Origin of the sequence: Pseudarthrobacter sp. S3 (genome assembly GCF_050156905.1) — a bacterium.
GTDB lineage: Bacteria > Actinomycetota > Actinomycetes > Actinomycetales > Micrococcaceae > Arthrobacter.
Window position 1 is genome coordinate 1,632,563 of sequence record NZ_CP189583.1, and the last position, 17,125, is coordinate 1,649,687.

19 protein-coding genes are annotated in these 17,125 nt (G+C 65.3%); 17 read left to right on the forward strand and 2 right to left on the reverse strand.

The window, feature by feature from the left end; translation table 11 throughout:
* Nucleotides 1-20 precede the first annotated feature (20 nt).
* The 6 genes from ACQCSV_RS07920 (at nt 21) to ACQCSV_RS07945 (ending at nt 4,112) form a co-directional block, all read left to right on the forward strand.
* Nucleotides 21-1,265 carry a molybdopterin molybdotransferase MoeA gene (locus tag ACQCSV_RS07920; RefSeq protein ID WP_426939452.1) on the forward strand — a complete coding sequence of 415 codons (1,245 nt, stop codon included), beginning with the start codon at nt 21-23 and terminating at the stop codon, nt 1,263-1,265.
* Nucleotides 1,253-1,747, forward strand: coding sequence for a cyclic pyranopterin monophosphate synthase MoaC (gene moaC / locus ACQCSV_RS07925; RefSeq protein ID WP_354223592.1), 495 nt, complete (start codon nt 1,253-1,255; stop codon nt 1,745-1,747). The genes ACQCSV_RS07920 and moaC overlap by 13 nt, the downstream gene beginning before the upstream one ends.
* Complete coding sequence (locus ACQCSV_RS07930; RefSeq protein WP_354156087.1) at nt 1,744-2,313, forward strand: MogA/MoaB family molybdenum cofactor biosynthesis protein; 570 nt, start codon at nt 1,744-1,746, stop codon at nt 2,311-2,313. Before moaC ends, ACQCSV_RS07930 begins: the two co-directional genes overlap by 4 nt.
* Nucleotides 2,303-2,764 (forward strand): molybdenum cofactor biosynthesis protein MoaE, encoded by a 462-nt coding sequence (locus ACQCSV_RS07935; RefSeq protein ID WP_426939453.1) that lies wholly within the window; start codon nt 2,303-2,305, stop codon nt 2,762-2,764. The genes ACQCSV_RS07930 and ACQCSV_RS07935 overlap by 11 nt, the downstream gene beginning before the upstream one ends.
* A gap of 94 nt (nt 2,765-2,858) precedes the next feature.
* Nucleotides 2,859-3,629 (forward strand): 4-hydroxy-tetrahydrodipicolinate reductase, encoded by a 771-nt coding sequence (dapB, locus tag ACQCSV_RS07940; RefSeq protein ID WP_426939454.1) that lies wholly within the window; start codon nt 2,859-2,861, stop codon nt 3,627-3,629.
* Between the two features lie 3 nt (nt 3,630-3,632).
* Nucleotides 3,633-4,112, forward strand: a complete 480-nt coding sequence (locus ACQCSV_RS07945) for a hypothetical protein (protein ID WP_354156090.1) — start codon at nt 3,633-3,635, stop codon at nt 4,110-4,112.
* A 7-nt stretch (nt 4,113-4,119) separates the two neighbouring features.
* Here the strand turns inward: ACQCSV_RS07945 and ACQCSV_RS07950 are convergent, their stop codons facing one another.
* A complete protein-coding gene (locus ACQCSV_RS07950) occupies nt 4,120-5,355 on the reverse strand; it encodes a heparan-alpha-glucosaminide N-acetyltransferase domain-containing protein (protein ID WP_354223589.1) in 1,236 nt (411 codons plus the stop codon).
* Nucleotides 5,356-5,461: 106 nt separating this feature from the next.
* Between ACQCSV_RS07950 and ACQCSV_RS07955 the strand changes: the two genes are divergently transcribed.
* The 8 genes from ACQCSV_RS07955 to ACQCSV_RS07990 all read left to right on the forward strand — a co-directional run bounded on the left by ACQCSV_RS07955 (nt 5,462) and on the right by ACQCSV_RS07990 (nt 14,202).
* Nucleotides 5,462-5,881: a hypothetical protein gene (locus ACQCSV_RS07955; RefSeq protein ID WP_354156145.1), complete on the forward strand. Its 420-nt coding sequence runs from the start codon at nt 5,462-5,464 to the stop codon at nt 5,879-5,881.
* Nucleotides 5,882-5,890: 9 nt separating this feature from the next.
* Nucleotides 5,891-6,637, forward strand: a complete 747-nt coding sequence (locus ACQCSV_RS07960) for a carbon-nitrogen hydrolase family protein (RefSeq protein WP_354223587.1) — start codon at nt 5,891-5,893, stop codon at nt 6,635-6,637.
* 126 nt (nt 6,638-6,763) lie between these two features.
* A complete protein-coding gene (dapA, locus tag ACQCSV_RS07965) occupies nt 6,764-7,672 on the forward strand; it encodes a 4-hydroxy-tetrahydrodipicolinate synthase (protein ID WP_354156143.1) in 909 nt (302 codons plus the stop codon).
* Between the two features lie 41 nt (nt 7,673-7,713).
* On the forward strand, nt 7,714-9,405 hold the full coding sequence (locus tag ACQCSV_RS07970; protein WP_354156142.1) for a ribonuclease J: 1,692 nt from the start codon (nt 7,714-7,716) through the stop codon (nt 9,403-9,405).
* Nucleotides 9,406-9,535: 130 nt separating this feature from the next.
* Complete coding sequence (locus ACQCSV_RS07975; protein WP_354156141.1) at nt 9,536-12,463, forward strand: DNA translocase FtsK; 2,928 nt, start codon at nt 9,536-9,538, stop codon at nt 12,461-12,463.
* A 9-nt stretch (nt 12,464-12,472) separates the two neighbouring features.
* On the forward strand, nt 12,473-13,108 hold the full coding sequence (gene pgsA / locus ACQCSV_RS07980) for a CDP-diacylglycerol--glycerol-3-phosphate 3-phosphatidyltransferase (protein ID WP_354156140.1): 636 nt from the start codon (nt 12,473-12,475) through the stop codon (nt 13,106-13,108).
* A 9-nt stretch (nt 13,109-13,117) separates the two neighbouring features.
* Nucleotides 13,118-13,597: a CinA family protein gene (locus tag ACQCSV_RS07985; protein WP_354156139.1), complete on the forward strand. Its 480-nt coding sequence runs from the start codon at nt 13,118-13,120 to the stop codon at nt 13,595-13,597.
* Between the two features lie 152 nt (nt 13,598-13,749).
* Nucleotides 13,750-14,202, forward strand: a complete 453-nt coding sequence (locus tag ACQCSV_RS07990; protein ID WP_056342905.1) for a helix-turn-helix domain-containing protein — start codon at nt 13,750-13,752, stop codon at nt 14,200-14,202.
* 26 nt (nt 14,203-14,228) lie between these two features.
* Here the strand turns inward: ACQCSV_RS07990 and ACQCSV_RS07995 are convergent, their stop codons facing one another.
* The gene (locus tag ACQCSV_RS07995) at nt 14,229-14,846 is read right to left on the reverse strand and encodes a MarR family transcriptional regulator (RefSeq protein WP_354156138.1); all 618 of its coding nucleotides are present in this window, start codon (nt 14,844-14,846) and stop codon (nt 14,229-14,231) included.
* Between the two features lie 41 nt (nt 14,847-14,887).
* On the opposite strand from ACQCSV_RS07995, the gene ACQCSV_RS08000 reads away from it, so the two are divergent.
* From ACQCSV_RS08000 to ACQCSV_RS08010, 3 genes are all read left to right on the forward strand, one after another.
* Nucleotides 14,888-15,112 carry a DUF3046 domain-containing protein gene (locus tag ACQCSV_RS08000; protein ID WP_354156137.1) on the forward strand — a complete coding sequence of 75 codons (225 nt, stop codon included), beginning with the start codon at nt 14,888-14,890 and terminating at the stop codon, nt 15,110-15,112.
* A 233-nt stretch (nt 15,113-15,345) separates the two neighbouring features.
* Entirely contained in the window at nt 15,346-16,404 is a 1,059-nt protein-coding gene (gene recA, locus ACQCSV_RS08005; RefSeq protein WP_185263133.1) for a recombinase RecA, read from the forward strand.
* A gap of 127 nt (nt 16,405-16,531) precedes the next feature.
* The gene (locus ACQCSV_RS08010) at nt 16,532-17,080 is read left to right on the forward strand and encodes a regulatory protein RecX (RefSeq protein ID WP_426939543.1); all 549 of its coding nucleotides are present in this window, start codon (nt 16,532-16,534) and stop codon (nt 17,078-17,080) included.
* Nucleotides 17,081-17,125: the final 45 nt, after the last annotated feature.

Genomic DNA, 17,125 nt, shown 5'->3' on the forward strand with positions numbered 1-17,125 from the left:
CCCGGACCGAAGGCAGGACTATGCACAGCCCTCCGCACCAGCACGGCCACACGACCCACCAGGCGCGGTCCGTGGCCCTGCACCGTGCCGCCGTCACCGAACTGCTGACGCCCCTGCTCGCCCAGGGGCGGACGGAAACTCTGGCGCTTCGCGACGCGCTGGGCAAGGGCCTCGCCCAGGACGTTATGGCCCCCCTGAGCCTCCCGCCGTTCGCCAACTCCCAAATGGACGGCTTTGCCGTCAACTGCTTGGACGTGCCCGACGGCGGTGCGGAGCTGCCTGTGGTTGTCCCCGTTCCGGCGGGTGCCGTGCCGGCGGCCCTGGACCGCGGCACTGCCGCCCCCATCATGACGGGGGCCATGATTCCCGCCGGTGCTGACGCCGTCGTGCCCGTGGAACGTGCCGTTCCGGACCGGTTCCCCTCCCAGGGGGAAACAACCACTGTGTGGCTGCCGGCGACGGCGGCAGGCACCTTCGTGCGGTCGGCCGGCAGTGATATTGCGGCGGGGCAGCGGGCGCTGGCCGCGGGAACCTTCCTCGGCCCGGCTCAGCTGGGGCTGCTGGCGGCCCTGGGGATCGCCGAAGTTACCGTGCGCATGCCGGTGACCGTCCTGCTGGCAACCACGGGCGACGAAGTGGTGGAACCCGGCCGGCCCCTGCCGGCCGGCAAGATCTACGATTCCAACGGAACCCTCCTCGAGAGTGCCATGCGGCAGGCGGGCCTGGCCGTGGTGCGCACGGCCATCGCCTCTGACCATCCTGACGAATTCCGCACTCTGCTGCGCAGCCATGCTGGCGCTGTGGACCTGATCGTAACGACGGGCGGGGTCAGCAAGGGAGCTTACGAAGTTGTCCGCCAGGCCATGGACGGCCAGGCTACCGAGTTCCTGCATGTGGCCATGCAGCCCGGTGGCCCGCAGGGTATCGGGACGTTCGAGGGTGTGCCGTTCCTGGGATTCCCGGGAAATCCGGTCAGCTGCCTCGTTTCCTTCGAAATGTTCCTGCGGCCCGTGCTGGCTGAACTGTTTGGATCGCCTGCACCTCGGATCCCGGCCCGCGCACGGCTGGGCCACAGCCTTTCCTCACCTGAACACAAGCATCAGGTCCGGCGCGGTACTCTCCAGGGGGACGGAACCGTCCGCCTGGAAGGTGGCGAAAGCTCCCACCTCATGCATGCCCTCGCCGGCTCGAACGCGCTGGTGCACGTACCCGTGGGGGTCTCGGCGCTCGCCGAGGGCGACGAGGTGGAAGTATGGATGCTGTGAATCCAGAACATAACCCGTCCGCGCTGACCCACCTGCGCCAGGACGGCAGCGCACAGATGGTGGACGTGTCAGCCAAAGCCGAAACGACCCGGGAAGCCACCGCCACTGCCACGGTACGCACCACTGACGAAGTGCTGGGCCTGCTTGGATCCGGTGGCCTGCCCAAGGGTGATGCCCTGGCCGTGGCGCGGGTGGCCGGCATCATGGCCGCAAAAAAAACCCCCGACCTCATCCCACTGTGCCACCCCTTACCGCTCACGAAAGTCACCGTGGACTTCGAGCTCGGAACCGATTCCGTGGCGATCCTGGCCACGGTCAAGACACGCGGGGTCACCGGGGTGGAGATGGAAGCACTGACGGCGGCCTCTGTAGCCGCACTCAGCGTGTACGACATGATCAAGGCCGTCGACAAGCACGCAGTGCTAACTGACATCAAAGTGCTGGCGAAAAGCGGCGGCAAGAGCGGGGACTGGACACTATGAGCACCGAGAGCACTATCCTGCCCGAGCCAAACAGCGAGCTTCTTGCACCTCAACCACACCTGCCGGAGCCGCACACGCACGGCGAAGTGCAGGGGCGCAAGGCCGGGGTTGTTATTGCCTCCACCCGCGCCGCCGCAGGCATCTATGCGGATGAAACCGGGCCCGTCATCATCGACTGGCTCACAGAGCACGGCTTCGAGGCGTACCCCGCCATGGTGGTGCCGGACGGCGAGCCCGTCGGCGCGGCGATCCGGGCCCTCCTCACCCAGCATCCCGCCGTCGTGATCACCAGCGGCGGCACCGGGCTCAGCCCGGACGACCGCACACCGGACGTGACCCTGCCCCTTCTGGACCGGGAAATCCCGGGCATCATGGAGGCCATCCGGCGCGAAGGCGCAGCCAAAACTCCGCTGGCGGCGCTCAGCCGCGGGCACGCCGGAGCTGCGGGGCAGACGTTTATTGTCAACCTGCCCGGGTCGCCCAAGGGCGTTATGGACGGACTGGCGGTGCTCGATCCGCTAATCGGGCACCTGTGCGACCAGCTGGAGGGCGGCCATGGGCACTGAATCGGTTTTCGAAGTGGTCCACGCGGTGCTGAGTGCAGAACCGATCTCCGTGGACCAGGCCATCGCTGCCGTGGAGTCTGACACAGCAGGGGCGGTGGTCAGCTTCAGCGGCGTTGTGAGGAATCGCGACGGCGGCAAGGCAGTGGAGCGGCTCAGTTACAGCGCGCACCCCACGGCTCACCAGGTGATGGCCGACGTCGTCGCCCGCCTGGCTGCCGAGCATGCCGGGGACGGATCCGCCCCGCAGCCCGTGCGGATCTGGGCTGCCCACCGCATCGGAATGCTCAACATCGGTGATCCGGCGCTGGTCTGCGCGGTCTCCGCTGCGCACCGCGGACAGGCCTTTGCCGTGTGTTCCGAACTGGTGGACCGCATCAAGGAGCAGGTGCCCATCTGGAAGGAACAGTTCTTCGCCGACGGAACGGTGGAGTGGGTCGGCGCAGGCAGCTAGGGCGCACCGGCTTCCCTACCCCTTCCGGAGGCCGCGAGGAAGCGCACAGCTTTCGGTTCAATCCCGCACCGGGCCCGACGGTAGGGTTAACGGCATGATCGAACAACTCTCCGCGCCCACCCGCGTGGCTGTCCTGGGCGCCAACGGGCGCATGGGCGCCGAAGCCGTTAAGGCCGTTGAAGCGGCTCCTGACCTGCTGCTCGTAGCCGCCCTGGGACGCGGCGACTCTCTGGACCAGCTGGCCACGTCGGGTGCCCACATAGTGGTGGACCTCACCGTCCCCGAAAGCACCGAAGCAAACGTGCGCTACGCCGTCGAGCATGGCATGCATGCCGTCGTGGGGACCACCGGTTGGGATGCCACCAGGCTAGCCTCCCTGGAGGCACAGCTGGCGCAGCACCCCGGAACCGGGGTGCTGATTGCCCCCAACTTTGCCCTTGGCTCCGTGCTGGCATCAGCCTTTGCCGCCAAGGCCTCCAAGTATTTCGCGTCCGTGGAAATCATCGAACTCCACCACCCGGAAAAGGTTGATGCCCCATCCGGGACGGCTGTCCGCACCGCCCAGCTCATTGCCGCCGAGCGCAAGGCTGCTGACGTTCCGCCTAGTCCTGACGCGACCACCAGCGAACTCGCCGGCGCGCGGGGTTGCGACGTTGAGGGGGTCCGTGTGCACAGCGTCCGGCTGCGAGGGCTGGTGGCCCACCAGGAGGTCTTGCTCGGGGGTCCGGGGGAGCAGTTGACCTTCCGGCACGATTCCTTTGACCGGGCCTCCTTTATGCCTGGAGTGCTGCTGGGCGTGCGCAATGTCGCCGCGCATCCGGGACTGACGGTGGGCCTGGACGGCTACCTGGACCTGGGGCTCTAGGCCGTGGGCGGGTTTTTTGCCGCGTTCCGGAAGAACCGCACGAAGATCTGGGTGGGTGCCGTAACCCTCCTGCTGGTCTTCTACCTGGTGGTGTCCTTCCAGCGCTCCATCCTCCTGTTGCTGGACAGTAACCCCGCCGCCAAGGCCATCGGAGCTGCCTACCTGGTCCTCCCGGCTATCGGCGCCTGGGCCATGATCCGTGAACTGCTGTTCGGCGCCCGCACGGAACAGATGGCCAAGGTCCTGGAAGCCGAAGGCGGGCTCCCGGTGGACGAACTGCCGCGCACACCCGCCGGCCGGATCGTCCGCTCAGCGGCGGATCTGGAATTCGAAAGGTACAAGGCCGAGGCGGAAGCGGCGCCCGGTGACTGGCGTTCGTGGTTCCGGCTCAGCTGCGCCTATGACGCCGCCGGGGACCGCAAGCGCGCCCGCGCGTCCATGCGCGACGCCGTGAAGCTGTTCCGCGGCAAGGTTCCGGCGTAGCGCAGGTCTAGCGCAGGCTGGACCGGTGGCCGCGCCCCAGCTGGTTGGCCGCATGGCCCACCAACTCCAACGGACCCCGCCACTTCAGGATCACAAACACAATACCCGCGATGATGGCCGTCGCGGCATGCGCCCAGTACATCCCGTCCTCGGTCCAGCCCGCGGGCAGCGGCTTCAGGTAGAACGCTGAAACAACCCAAACATGCGCTGAGTAGAGCGTGAGCGTCATGGCACCCGCGCCCCGCAGCGGCAGCAGCAGGTCCAGGTCCAGCCAGTCAGCCAGCCTGCCGAGCAGGAGGAACACGCCCACCACGGCGGCTGCGACGCCGCAGGTGTGCAGAAGGTCCAGCGTGGTGGCCGAATGCGGCGCCGCCGACGCCAGCCACCACCAGGATCCTTCTTGCCGGATTCCAGTGAGGTTGACCTGGAGGACGCTGTCCAGCGGGTATCCGGGCGCGTTCAGGACTGCCTCCAGCGCGGCCCGGCCGCCCCAGTTCTCCATCGCGGCGGTGCCCAATGCCTTGGCCAGTGCGGCCACCGCCGCGCCGCCGCAGAGCAGCAGGACAGGAACTATCGCTTTGGTGAGGGCCAGCCGGCCGATGACCAGGCCCACCAGCAGGTATGACAGCCACTGGAACACCGGGTAGTAGCCGGTCAGAAACAGGTCTCCCAGCATAGGGAAAGGGGTTGAGAGGTCTTCCCAGGAGGGGTTATGCCCCAGGTTCAGGGGCGGATTGGCCGCCATAAGCCAGGGGCGGAGCAAATAGGCCAGCACCGGGGAAACCAGGATCCAGCCGACGGCCCAGCCGCACAGCGCCCCCAGCTTCAGGCCCAGGAACGGCAGGATGCACAGGAACAGGAGGGCGTAGTGGACCAGGATGATCGCAAGGTTTACTTCCAGCCCGCCCAATGAGAGCCCGACGGCGGCAATCACCAGGGCGCGCAGTGCGATGCCGCGGCGGGCTGCGTTCAAGGCAGTACCTTCCGGCGGTAGCTGCTTTCCGGTGGACAGCGCCAGTCCCACGCCGGCCAATACGGCAAACAGGGCGGCCGCCCTGCCGGAGAAGGTAAGGCCGATCCAGGTGGGCATTAGATCGGCGTTTGCCTCGAAAGTGGGGAGCAGATGCGTGGCCATCATGCCAAGGAGCGCCAGCCCCCTGGCGGCGTCTATACCGCGGAGGCGGCCCGCGGCCTGTGAGGTTCGAGGCACCCGCGAGGGTCTTGCCGGGGCACGGGACGTCATCAGGCGATATTCTCACACCAACCTTTGTGGCGGCAGTCAAGGGCCCGCCGGACACACGGTCTTAAAGACCTTGTATTCGAATATATATTCGAATAATATGGACACCATGCAAACCCCATCCCAGTCGCGGCCGTTTCCGGAATTTCCACTCGCCGGCGGATCGGTGCGCCCGGCCCGGGATGCCGAGGACGCCGCTCCGGCACATCCTGCAGGTTTGATGAAAGCGATGAGCCCAGGAGTGGTTGACTTCCTTTTCCGGCAGCTCGTGGCGGGCCGGCCTCCCGTGGACATCCAGTGGCAGGACGAAGGGGTGACACTCACCGCCCAGCCGGCGGGGGCCGAGCTGGCCCGCAGGTTGGCCGAGAGCGACCTCGACGCCTTGACGCCGACAGAACTGTTCCACTACGTCCGGTCGGCCCAACGGCTTGCAGCCTGGGCCGAGGGGCTGCGGGAGGCTGCGGTAGAACGGTACTGCCAGCCGGGGAACGCCCAGGATGGCGTGGCGAGGACTGACGCGCATCCCTAGGATAGGGAGGTGACTGATGCCCTGACCGTCTCTGCCGTGCAGTACCAGGCGCTGGAAGGCGGGATTGTCCCGAATGTGCAAGAACACGTCCGGCTGATCGAGGATGCCGAATCCCACGGCGCCCGGCTGGTGGTGTTCCCAGGGCTGTCGTTGACGGGATACAACCTGGAGCAGTTGGCCGATGACGGCTATTGGCTCCAGCAGAACGACCCGCGGCTGGGCGACCTTTACGAAATCTGCCGCCGGACCGGGATTACCGCCGTGGCCGGTGCTGCCTATCGGGAACCTGATGGTACTCCGCGGCTCGCCAGCCTCGTGATCCACCCCGACGGCACCACCGGACTCGGCTTCAAAACCCACCTCCACGGCCAGGAGCAGGAGGTCTTCGCCGCAGGCGACGGTGCACTCGTGATCGACCTGGATGGCTGGAAGATCGCGCTGGCCATCTGCTTTGACGCCGCCGTTCCTGCTCACTCCACCGGAGCAGCCCAGTCCGGTGCGGACATCTATGCCGTATCGGCGCTGTACACGCTGGCCGAAGATCGACGGCTTGCGCTGCACCTTGGAGCCAGAGCCATGGACAACCGGATGTTCGCCATCCTGGCGAACCTTGGCGGATCCACGGCGCTGGGCCCTTCCTGCGGCCTCAGCGGGTTCTGGGGACCGGACGGCTTCGAACTGAAAAAGGCAGTCGGAACCGGCACGGAAGTGGTCACCACCGTCCTGCAACGGAGTGCCTTGCGGAAATTCCGCTGACGCTGCGGGTGTCGGACTTCCAGTGGGCGCGGACCTCAGTTCCTGGGGCATGGCAGCCCGCCGTTTGACGCGTATCACGCAGCTCCCATTGTCCTAACCAGCTGCCGACAGGGTAACGTTTTTTCCATGCCTCACAAATCCGCCACCGCTCCTGCCCTTGGTACGCTCCTGACCGCCATGGTCACGCCCTTCACCAAGGATGGCGCCGTGGACTACAAGCAGGCAGCCGAACTGGCCACCAAACTTGTGGACGACGGCTGCGACGGCCTCGTCGTCACCGGTACCACCGGCGAAACGTCCACCCTCTCGGATGAGGAAAACCTTGGCATGTTCCGCGCTGTCAAGGAGGCCGTGGGAGACCGCGCCGCCATCATCGCCGGCACCGGGACGAACGACACCGCACATTCGGTGCACCTCTCCCAACAGGCGGCAGCGCTCGGCGTCGACGGCCTCCTGCTCGTCACGCCCTACTACAACAAGCCCAGCCAGGCCGGGCTCCGGGCACACTTCGAGGCTGTAGCCTCCGCAACCGATGTGCCCGTCATGCTCTATGACATTCCGGGCCGTTCCTCCATCGCGATCGAGCCCGAAACCATGATCCGCCTGGCGCAGCACCCGAACATCGTCGCAGTCAAGGATGCCAAAGCCGATTTTGTTGCAGCCAGTCGCGTGATGGCGGAGACGGACCTGTACTTCTACTCGGGCGACGACGGACTGACCCTTCCGTGGATGTCCTTGGGCGCCGTAGGACTCGTGGGTGTTACAACCCACATCGCTACGCGCCGCTTCCGCGAACTGATCGACGCCATCAATGCGAACGACTTTGAAACCGCGCGTAAGATCAACTTCGAGCTGCTGCCCGTTGTACGGGCAACGATGACCCGTATCCAGGGAGCCGTTGCAGCCAAACAAATTCTTAAATGGCAGGGAGTCCTGCCCAACTCGATTGTCCGTTTGCCCCTCGTGGAGCCGGACGAAGCCGAGATCGTATCCATCCGCGAGGATTTGGCGGAAGCGGGGCTGGTCTTTCCCTGAGGGCTAAGACCAGCACCCTTCCGCCTGGAAAGTAGTGCACTATGACCCAAACCGCCCTTCCCGGCCTTGTCACGCCTCCACGTCTGCCGCAAGGCGCCCTTCGGATCGTTCCGCTGGGCGGACTGGGGGAGATCGGCCGGAACATGGCCGTGTTCGAAATCGACGGCAAACTGCTCATCGTGGACTGTGGTGTCCTCTTCCCGGAGGAGACCCAGCCCGGCGTTGACCTGATCCTGCCCGATTTCTCCTACATCGAGAACCGTCTCGACGACATCGTGGCCGTTGTTCTGACCCACGGCCACGAGGACCACATCGGCGCCGTTCCGTACCTCCTGCGGCTGCGCGCTGACATCCCCCTGGTTGGCTCTCAGCTGACGCTGGCCCTCATCGAGGCCAAGCTGCAGGAACACCGGATCCGTCCATACACGATGACCGTTGAAGAGGGCCAGGTCGAAAAGTTCGGCCCCTTCGAGTGCGAGTTTGTCGCGGTCAACCACTCCATCCCCGACGCACTGGCCGTGTTCATCCGCACGGCCGCCGGCACTGTCCTGCACACGGGCGACTTCAAGATGGACCAGCTGCCCCTGGACGGCAGGATCACCGACCTTCGGCACTTCGCCAAGCTGGGTGAAGAGGGCGTTGACCTCTTTATGTCCGACTCCACCAACGCCGACGTCCCGGGCTTCACCACTGCCGAAAAGGAAATCGGCCCCACACTGGAACGTCTCTTCGGCCAGGCCACCAAGCGCATCATCGTGGCGTCGTTCTCCTCGCATGTCCACCGCGTCCAGCAGGTACTCGACGCCGCCGCCAAGCACAACCGCAAGGTGGCCTTCGTGGGCCGCTCCATGGTCCGCAACATGGCCATCGCCGCCAAGCTTGGCTACCTCGACGTTCCCGAGGGCCTCCTCGTGGACATCAAGAACATCGACAACCTGCCGGACAACCGTGTGGTCCTGATGTCCACGGGTTCCCAGGGCGAACCGATGGCCGCGCTTTCCCGCATGGCCAACGGCGACCACCGCGTAGTGGTGGGCGACGGCGACACCGTGATCCTGGCCTCCAGCCTCATCCCGGGCAACGAGAACGCCGTGTTCCGCATCATCAACGGCCTACTCAAGCTCGGTGCGGACGTCATCCACAAGGGCAACGCCAAGGTGCACGTCTCCGGACACGCGGCCGCCGGCGAGCTGCTCTACTGCTACAACATCCTTGAGCCGCTCAACGCCATGCCCGTGCACGGCGAGACCCGCCACCTGATCGCCAACGGCAAGATCGCCATCGAGTCCGGCGTCCCCACCGCCAGCGTCATCCTTGCCGACAACGGCACCGTGATCGACCTCAAGGACCACCGCGCAGACGTTGTAGGCCAGGTTGAAGTGGGCTTTGTCTACGTGGACGGCTCCAGTGTCGGCGAAGTCACCGAAGCGGACCTGAAGGACCGCCAGACGCTCGGCGATGAAGGCTTCATCTCCATCATTACCGTCATCAACCGCACTACCGGCAAGGTGGTCTCCGGACCCGAGATCCATGCCCGCGGCGTGGCCGAGGACGATTCGGTCTTCGACGAGATTATCCCCAAGATCAACGCCGCCCTGGAGGAAGCCGTGCTCAACCGCACGGACCACACCACGCACCAGCTCCAGCAGGTTGTCCGCCGCGTTGTCGGCACCTGGGTCAACCGCAAGCTGCGCCGCAAGCCCATGATCATCCCGGTGGTCCTCGAGGCGTAACAGCCCCGAAGGCAAGCGTAATGGCAAAGGCCCGGTTCTTATGGAACCGGGCCTTTCCCATCTGCAACATGAGGCCGGGAACAGCCGGAAATCCGCGGAAAACCACGCCAGTTCCGGTACCGTGGCAGGTATGGCCACTCGTACTACTCCCGCGCCCCGAGGCTCCGCTGGCAGCAAATCCAGCGCCAAATCCGGCAGCTCGGCGGGACGCGGCGCAGGCGCCACAGGGTCCAGCCGCACCGGCGGCCGGGCCGGTTCATCGGCGGGCACCGCACGCACCCGCCAGCTTCCCGCCGTCGACCAGCGGCAGCCCTGGCTGCTGCGCGTTGTGGGCGGCGCCTGGCTGGGCGTCGGCCATCTGGTTGGCGGCGGCGTCCGCAGGATCGGCTCCGATGTCAGCGACCTGCCGGCAGACGAACGCCGCGACGGCGCTGCCCTGTTCAACCTTGCCCTGGGCGTCTTCGTCGCCACCTTCGCCTGGTGGGGAATGACCGGCTGGTTCCCTGACGCCGTCTACAGCGTGGTCAATGGCACTTTCGGCTGGATGTCGCTGCTTTTGCCGCTGATGCTTTTTGTGTGCGCCTTCCGGCTCTTCCGGCAGCCCGACGACGGCCGGGGAAACAACCGGGTGGGCATCGGTTTTCTCATCATGACCTTTGCGGGCTGCGGCCTTGCCCACGTCGTGGGCGGCCAGCCCACCGTAGCCGCAGGCTTCGACGGACTCCGCCAGGCAGGCGGCATGCTCGGCTTCCTGGCCGCCTCACCTCTCGCAGCCATCCATGCAGCGGTGCCCATTGCGGTCTACGGGCTGCTGGCTTTCGTCTCATTGCTCATCATTACCGCCACCCCCTTCGGAGCCATTCCACGCCGGCTCCGGGGGGCCTATGAGCACCTCATGGGCATCGACCTGCAGGAACCCGGTGACAACGGGGACAGCCACGACCGCAGCTACCTCGAGGAAACCCCGGCAACCCCGGCAACCCAGGCGCCGCGGAAGAAGAAGCGACGCTTCTTCGGTAAGGACCACGAGTCCGACGCAGGGCTGGAAGGCTACGTGGGCGACGAAGCCTTCGAGCACGCCGTTATCGACGACGAGGCTGACGCCAAGCCAGAGAGTGGATCGCGCCCCGCTCCCGGTGTGCGCCGCCCCACGAAGGCGGAAATCGCCGTCGAGAAAATCAAAGCCGCCCAGGGCATCGGCACCGCAGGGAGCGCCCCGGAAGCGGACAACGCCACCGAGGCCATCCCCCTGGTCACCCCCGGCATGGTCGCCGCAGGCTCACTCAACGCGGCAGCCGCCGCCGTCGCGCAGGTGCCGGCCAAGCCCGTCACACCGATGCCCCTTCCGGCTCCCATTCCGCAGCGGACCGAGCAGCTATCACTGGCGGGCGACGTCACCTACACCCTGCCGCCGTCGGACGTTCTGACCCCGGGCTCGATCCCCAAGGAGCGCACCGAAGCCAACGACGCCATTGTGGCTTCGCTGACCGAGACCCTCAACCAGTTCAACGTGGAAGCGCAGGTCACCGGCTTCAGCCGCGGGCCCACCGTCACCCGGTATGAGATCGAGCTGTCCCCGGGCACCAAGGTGGAGCGGGTCACCGCCCTGTCCAAGAACATCTCCTACGCCGTGGCTTCCAGTGACGTCCGGATCCTCAGCCCCATCCCGGGCAAGTCCGCCATCGGTATCGAGATTCCCAACACGGACCGCGAGACCGTTTCCCTCGGTGACGTCCTCCGGAGCCAGAATGCGCGCCGGACCGACCACCCAATGGTGATGGGGGTCGGCAAGGACGTCGAAGGCGGTTATGTCGTGGCGAACCTCGCCAAGATGCCGCACCTGCTCGTCGCAGGTGCCACTGGCGCCGGTAAGTCCTCGTTCGTGAACTCCATGATCACCTCGATCCTTATGCGGGCAACCCCGGATGAGGTCCGCATGGTCATGGTGGACCCCAAGCGCGTGGAGCTGACCGCCTACGAAGGCGTCCCGCACCTGATTACTCCCATCATTACCAACCCGAAGAAGGCTGCAGAGGCCCTGCAGTGGGTAGTCCGCGAGATGGACGCCCGCTACGACGACCTCGCCAACTACGGGTTCAAGCACATCGATGACTTCAACAAGGCCGTCCGCGCCGGCAAGGTCCAGCCGCCCGTGGACTCCAAGCGCGTCATCCGGCCCTACCCGTACCTGCTGGTGATTGTTGACGAGCTCGCCGACCTGATGATGGTGGCCCCGCGCGACGTCGAAGACTCAATCGTCCGCATCACCCAGCTGGCCCGTGCCGCCGGCATCCACCTGGTCCTGGCCACCCAGCGGCCCTCCGTAGACGTCGTCACCGGCCTCATCAAGGCCAACGTGCCGTCCCGCATGGCCTTCGCCACGTCCTCCGTCACGGACTCCCGCGTGGTCCTTGACCAGCCCGGTGCCGAAAAACTCATCGGCCAGGGTGATGCTCTGTTCCTGCCGATGGGTGCCTCCAAAGCCATGCGTGTCCAGGGCGCCTGGGTCACGGAGTCTGAAATCCACAAGGTTGTGGAACACGTCAAGGGCCAGCTCAAAGTCGACTACCGCCACGATGTCGCCCCCGAGGCACCAAAAAAGCAGATCGACGACGACATCGGGGACGACCTCGAAGTGCTGCTGCAGGCCACCGAACTGGTGGTCACCACCCAGTTCGGTTCGACGTCGATGCTCCAGCGCAAGCTCCGGGTGGGCTTCGCCAAGGCCGGACGGCTGATGGACCTCCTCGAGTCCAGGGGAGTGGTAGGTCCCTCCGAAGGGTCCAAGGCACGTGACGTCCTGGTCAAGCCGGATGATCTCGCGTCGGTGCTCGCAGCCATGAAAGGCCAGGACGCGCCGGCAGTTGCCGACTCGCAGACGGCGGCGCTCAGCGACAACGCCAACTCGAACATCGCCCAGGGCGGTTATGCGGAAGACCTCGTGCAGGCCGACCTGGACCAGCGCAGCCAGAAGGTTGAGTACTTCGACGGCGCCGACAGTACCTCGGGCGACGACGAGGACGGTTCCGAAGACGCGTGGTCCCTCACCGGACGGTAGCCTAGGAGTGTGACTAGCACCGAAGCAACTGCCGCCGGCTCCAGCAGCCCAGGAATCTGGAATCTTCCCAACATCCTGACCATGCTGCGCATCGCCCTGGTGCCGTTCTTCGTCTGGTTCCTCCTCGCCGATGCTCCCGGGCTGAACAGCGAGTCGGGGCCCTGGCGCTGGGCCGCGGTGGTGGTGTTCGCCGTCGCCATCTACACGGACAAGCTCGACGGCGACATCGCCAGGAGCCGTGGCCTCGTCACGAATTTCGGCAAAATTGCAGACCCCATCGCCGACAAGCTCCTCATCGGCTCAGCCTTGGTGATGCTTTCTATCCTGAACGAACTGCCGTGGTGGGTCACTATCGTCATCCTCGTCCGAGAGTGGGGCATCACCGCCCTTCGCTTCTTTGTCATCCGGTACGGTGTCATCCCGGCCTCGCGCGGAGGCAAGCTCAAGACCGTCGTTCAGACGGCCGCGATCTTCCTGTACCTCCTGCCACTCGGCTCGCTGGCACCGTGGCTTGTATGGGTGGCTTTCGCCGTCATGATGGTGGCTGTCCTGATCACGGTATGGACCGGCGTCGAGTACGTCATTGAAGCGCTGCGAATCCGGTCACAGGGCAAACGGGCCGGAACAACTACAGCTGGAAACTAGGGAGCAGACGTGACCAATCTTCACCACCTGGCGGAACAGGCAGTCAAAAAAGCCCTGGAAACGGGCCGCACCGTAGCGGCCGCGGAGTCGCTCACCGCAGGAATGGTCAGCGCCGTGATCGCCGACACAGCCGGATCTTCAGGCATGCTCCAGGGCGGCGTGGTGGCTTACCAGAACTCCGTCAAAGTGGACGTCCTCGGCGTTCCGGAAGAGCTTCTGGCCGCTGCCGGATCCGTTGACGGCGCCGTCGCAGCGGCCATGGCGGACGGGGCAAGGACTGCACTGCGGGCTGACATCGGCATCGCCACCACGGGGGTAGCCGGCCCGGAGGAACATGACGGCAAGGCGGTGGGGACGGTGTTTATCGGGATCGCCACAGCGGCCGGTGCGTCCTACCTCGAGTACGGCTTCACGGGTAACCGGGCCGAGATCCGCGGACAGGCTTGTGGTGCCGCGCTGGAAAGCCTGATAGCGGCGCTATCTTCCTGAAGCTACCGGGCGTGAAGTTGCCGGGAACAAATCCCGGTGTCCATTAGTTATTAGATTGTGTCGCTTCCGTATAGCGGAGGCGCCTAGGATGAATAAACAACCACGGTTCGCTCCACGGCGGACCGCACTTATGAGGGAGCAAGGCGATACAGATGGTAAAGCAGCCCGTATCCATAAACGGCGTTGTCCGCTGGAAGGATGTGGGCCTCGCCGATCAGGCCAAGAGCGAACAGAAGGAGCGCAAGATGGTTGTACTTCGTCACGAAATCGGTGATGTCCTGCGCGATGTACGCCAGCGCCAGGGACGCACGCTCCGCGAAGTTTCGCACAGTGCCCGTGTTTCCTTGGGCTACCTCAGCGAAGTGGAACGCGGCCAGAAGGAAGCTTCATCAGAGCTCCTCTCGTCAATCTGCTCAGCCCTGGACGTGCCGCTGTCCAGCATGCTCAGGGAAGTCAGCGACCGTGTTGCCGTCGCGGAGGGCGTAGCCGTTCCGGACACCGTTCCCCAGGAATTCTCACAGCGCTACGGCCGCGACCTGGATCGCGATCTCAACGCTGAACTCAACAACGAACTGTCCAAGGGCCTGCTTTCCGGCGCACGCTAAGCCGTCGCAGGAACCAGACAGGAACTTCAACAAAGCCTCCGGCCACTGGCCCGGAGGCTTTGTTGTGTGGTGGTTATTTTTTCCGCGTCGCCGGCGGACGGGTCCTTCGCGAAGCCGTCAACTTCAAACATGGAGTTAAGCTTTGCCATGTATTCGGCGAGGGTCTGCAGTTCCCCGACCGGCCACTCAGCCAGCCGTTCACGGAAGTCCTGGCGGCGCGCATCCTGTACCTGGTGCATTCTTTCCTCGCCCTTTTCGGTCAGGCGGATCGACTGCGCCCTGCCGTCCAGGGGGTCAGCTTCCTTGAACACCAACCCGATGCTTTCCAGGAAGGCGATCTGGCGGCTGACGGAAGGCTTGCCCACGCCGATGTTCAGGGCCAGGTCTGTCAACCGGATGGGTCCCTCGCGCCGGATGACCGAAAGCAGTCCGTAGGCCGCCGGTTCCATGTCCGGGTGCACCTGCCGCGAGAGCTGATGGGAGACCGACCGGGCACGGCGCCAGAAGAGACTGATTTGGTGTTCCACGGTGTTCAGGGCTTCATCGACGGTGTCTTTGGCCGCACCTGTCTCCGCAGGGGAGGTCGCGGGAACGCCGGTCTCAGGACGGCCTGTCGCAGGAGTGCCGTCGGCAGGGTTGCTCATGGCAACAATTCTAGGGTCCGGGACCGTGAGAGACTCTATTGGTGCGGATCAGTGACTATTGGCGGCTTATGGACGACGAATTCGGGTCCGGCTACTCCCGGGTCCTGAGCAGCACCCTGGTTCTGGCCGGCGCCGGCGGGCGCACGGCGGACCAGGCCCTCGCCGCCGGGGTGAGCCCCCGACAGGTGTGGTTGGCCGTCTGCGACGTCCAGGATGTGCCGCCGGAGCGGCGACTGGGACGCGACGTCAAACCCCTGCGCGACTGACACCGCCACCAGCGCATCGGCGTTCACCGAGCTGATGTGCGTCCCGTTCTGCGCTGACACGCCGCCGGATCTGTTCGAATATCTGTTCGGGTAAAGCTATGCTTTTCGTAGTTGGTTATCCACATAGGCGATGTCATCCGGCCAGAATGTCAGCGGGTGCCATTAGCGTCAGAGATGACTAAGAAATGGCCGCTGAGGCCACTCCAAAGCGAGAAACATTAGAGGTGTGAACCATGGCGGCAGCCCCGGATCGGCAAAAGGCGCTCGACGCAGCGCTGGCACAGATCGACAAGCAGTTCGGCAAGGGCTCGGTTATGCGGCTGGGCGATGAAGTCCGTGCCCCCATCGAGGTCATCCCCACCGGATCCATCGCGCTGGACGTGGCTTTGGGAATTGGTGGCCTGCCCCGCGGCCGCGTAGTGGAGATCTACGGTCCGGAATCTTCGGGTAAGACCACCGTGGCACTGCACGCCGTTGCCAACGCGCAGCGCCTGGGCGGCATTGCCGCCTTCATCGACGCCGAGCACGCCCTGGACCCCGAATACGCAGCACGGCTGGGCGTTGATACGGACGCCCTCCTGGTCTCGCAGCCGGATACAGGCGAGCAGGCCTTGGAAATCATGGATATGCTGATCGGCTCCGGCTCGCTGGACGTCATCGTCATCGACTCCGTTGCTGCCCTGGTGCCGCGTGCGGAAATCGAGGGCGACATGGGCGACAGCCACGTGGGTCTGCAGGCCCGCCTCATGAGCCAGGCGCTACGTAAGATCACCGGCCGCCTGAGCCAGACGAAAACCACCGCCATCTTCATCAACCAGCTCCGTGAAAAGATCGGCGTGTTCTTCGGCTCCCCCGAGACCACCACCGGCGGTAAGGCCCTGAAGTTCTACGCGTCCATCCGCATCGACGTCCGCCGGATCCAGACGCTCAAGGAAGGTGCCGACTCCGTCGGTAACCGCACCAAGGCGAAGATCGTCAAGAACAAGATGGCCCCGCCCTTTAAGATCGCCGAATTCGACATCATCTATGGCCAAGGCATCTCCCGCGAGGGCGGCATCATCGACATGGGCGTGGAGCACGGAATTATCAAGAAGTCGGGTTCGTGGTTCACGTACGACGGCGACCAGCTGGGCCAGGGCATGGAGAACTCCCGCAGGTTCCTGCGAGACAACCCTGAGTTGGCGACCGAACTGGAACGCCTGATCAAGGAGAAGCTTGGTGTCGGGGTAGTCAAGCCCGCCGAAGACGAGGCCAAAGACACACCGAAGCTTAAGGCTGTTGACGGCTTCTAGGGACGCCCCTGACCTGACGGCCGGTCAGGGCGCAGGATGGCGTGCGGCCGGTCAGAGCGCCGGATCGGGGCGACGGCAGCGGAGACGCGGCCGCGAACGCCCGGCCGGACCAGCTCCGGATGCTGCCATCGCAGCCGATGCAAACGCAGACGCCGAACCGGATGCCGCATCCGTGGCGCGGGCCATCGTGCTCCGGCAACTGACCAGTTCGGCCAAAAGCCGGCTGCAGCTGGCGCGGAAACTGGCCGAGCGGAACATCCCGGAGGATGTGGCGGAAGCCGTCCTGGACCGCTTCCAGGAGGTCCGCCTCATTGACGACGCTGAGTTCGCAGACATGTGGGTGCGCAGCCGTTCGCAGTCCCGGAAGCTCGCCAAAGGGGCCCTCCGGCGCGAGCTTGCGGACAAGGGGATTGACGCGGACACCGCCGCCGTGGCGCTGGAACAGTTGTCCGACGCCGACGAGGAAGTGGCGGCCCGGCTCCTCGTGGAACGTAAGCTCCGGGCAGGCTCGGAATTATCGGACCGCGCCGAGCGGGACAAGATCACCCGGCGGTTGGCGTCCATGCTGGCCCGCAAGGGCTATCAGCCGTCGCAGGCGTTCCGGATCGTCGGAGAAGTGCTCGACACACAGGCGGAGGCCCAAACAGGCGCACAGGACGGCCCGCTGGACTCGTAGGCCGACGAAGCAGCCCCGTCAGCCGATCCGGCAGCCAGGGCGATC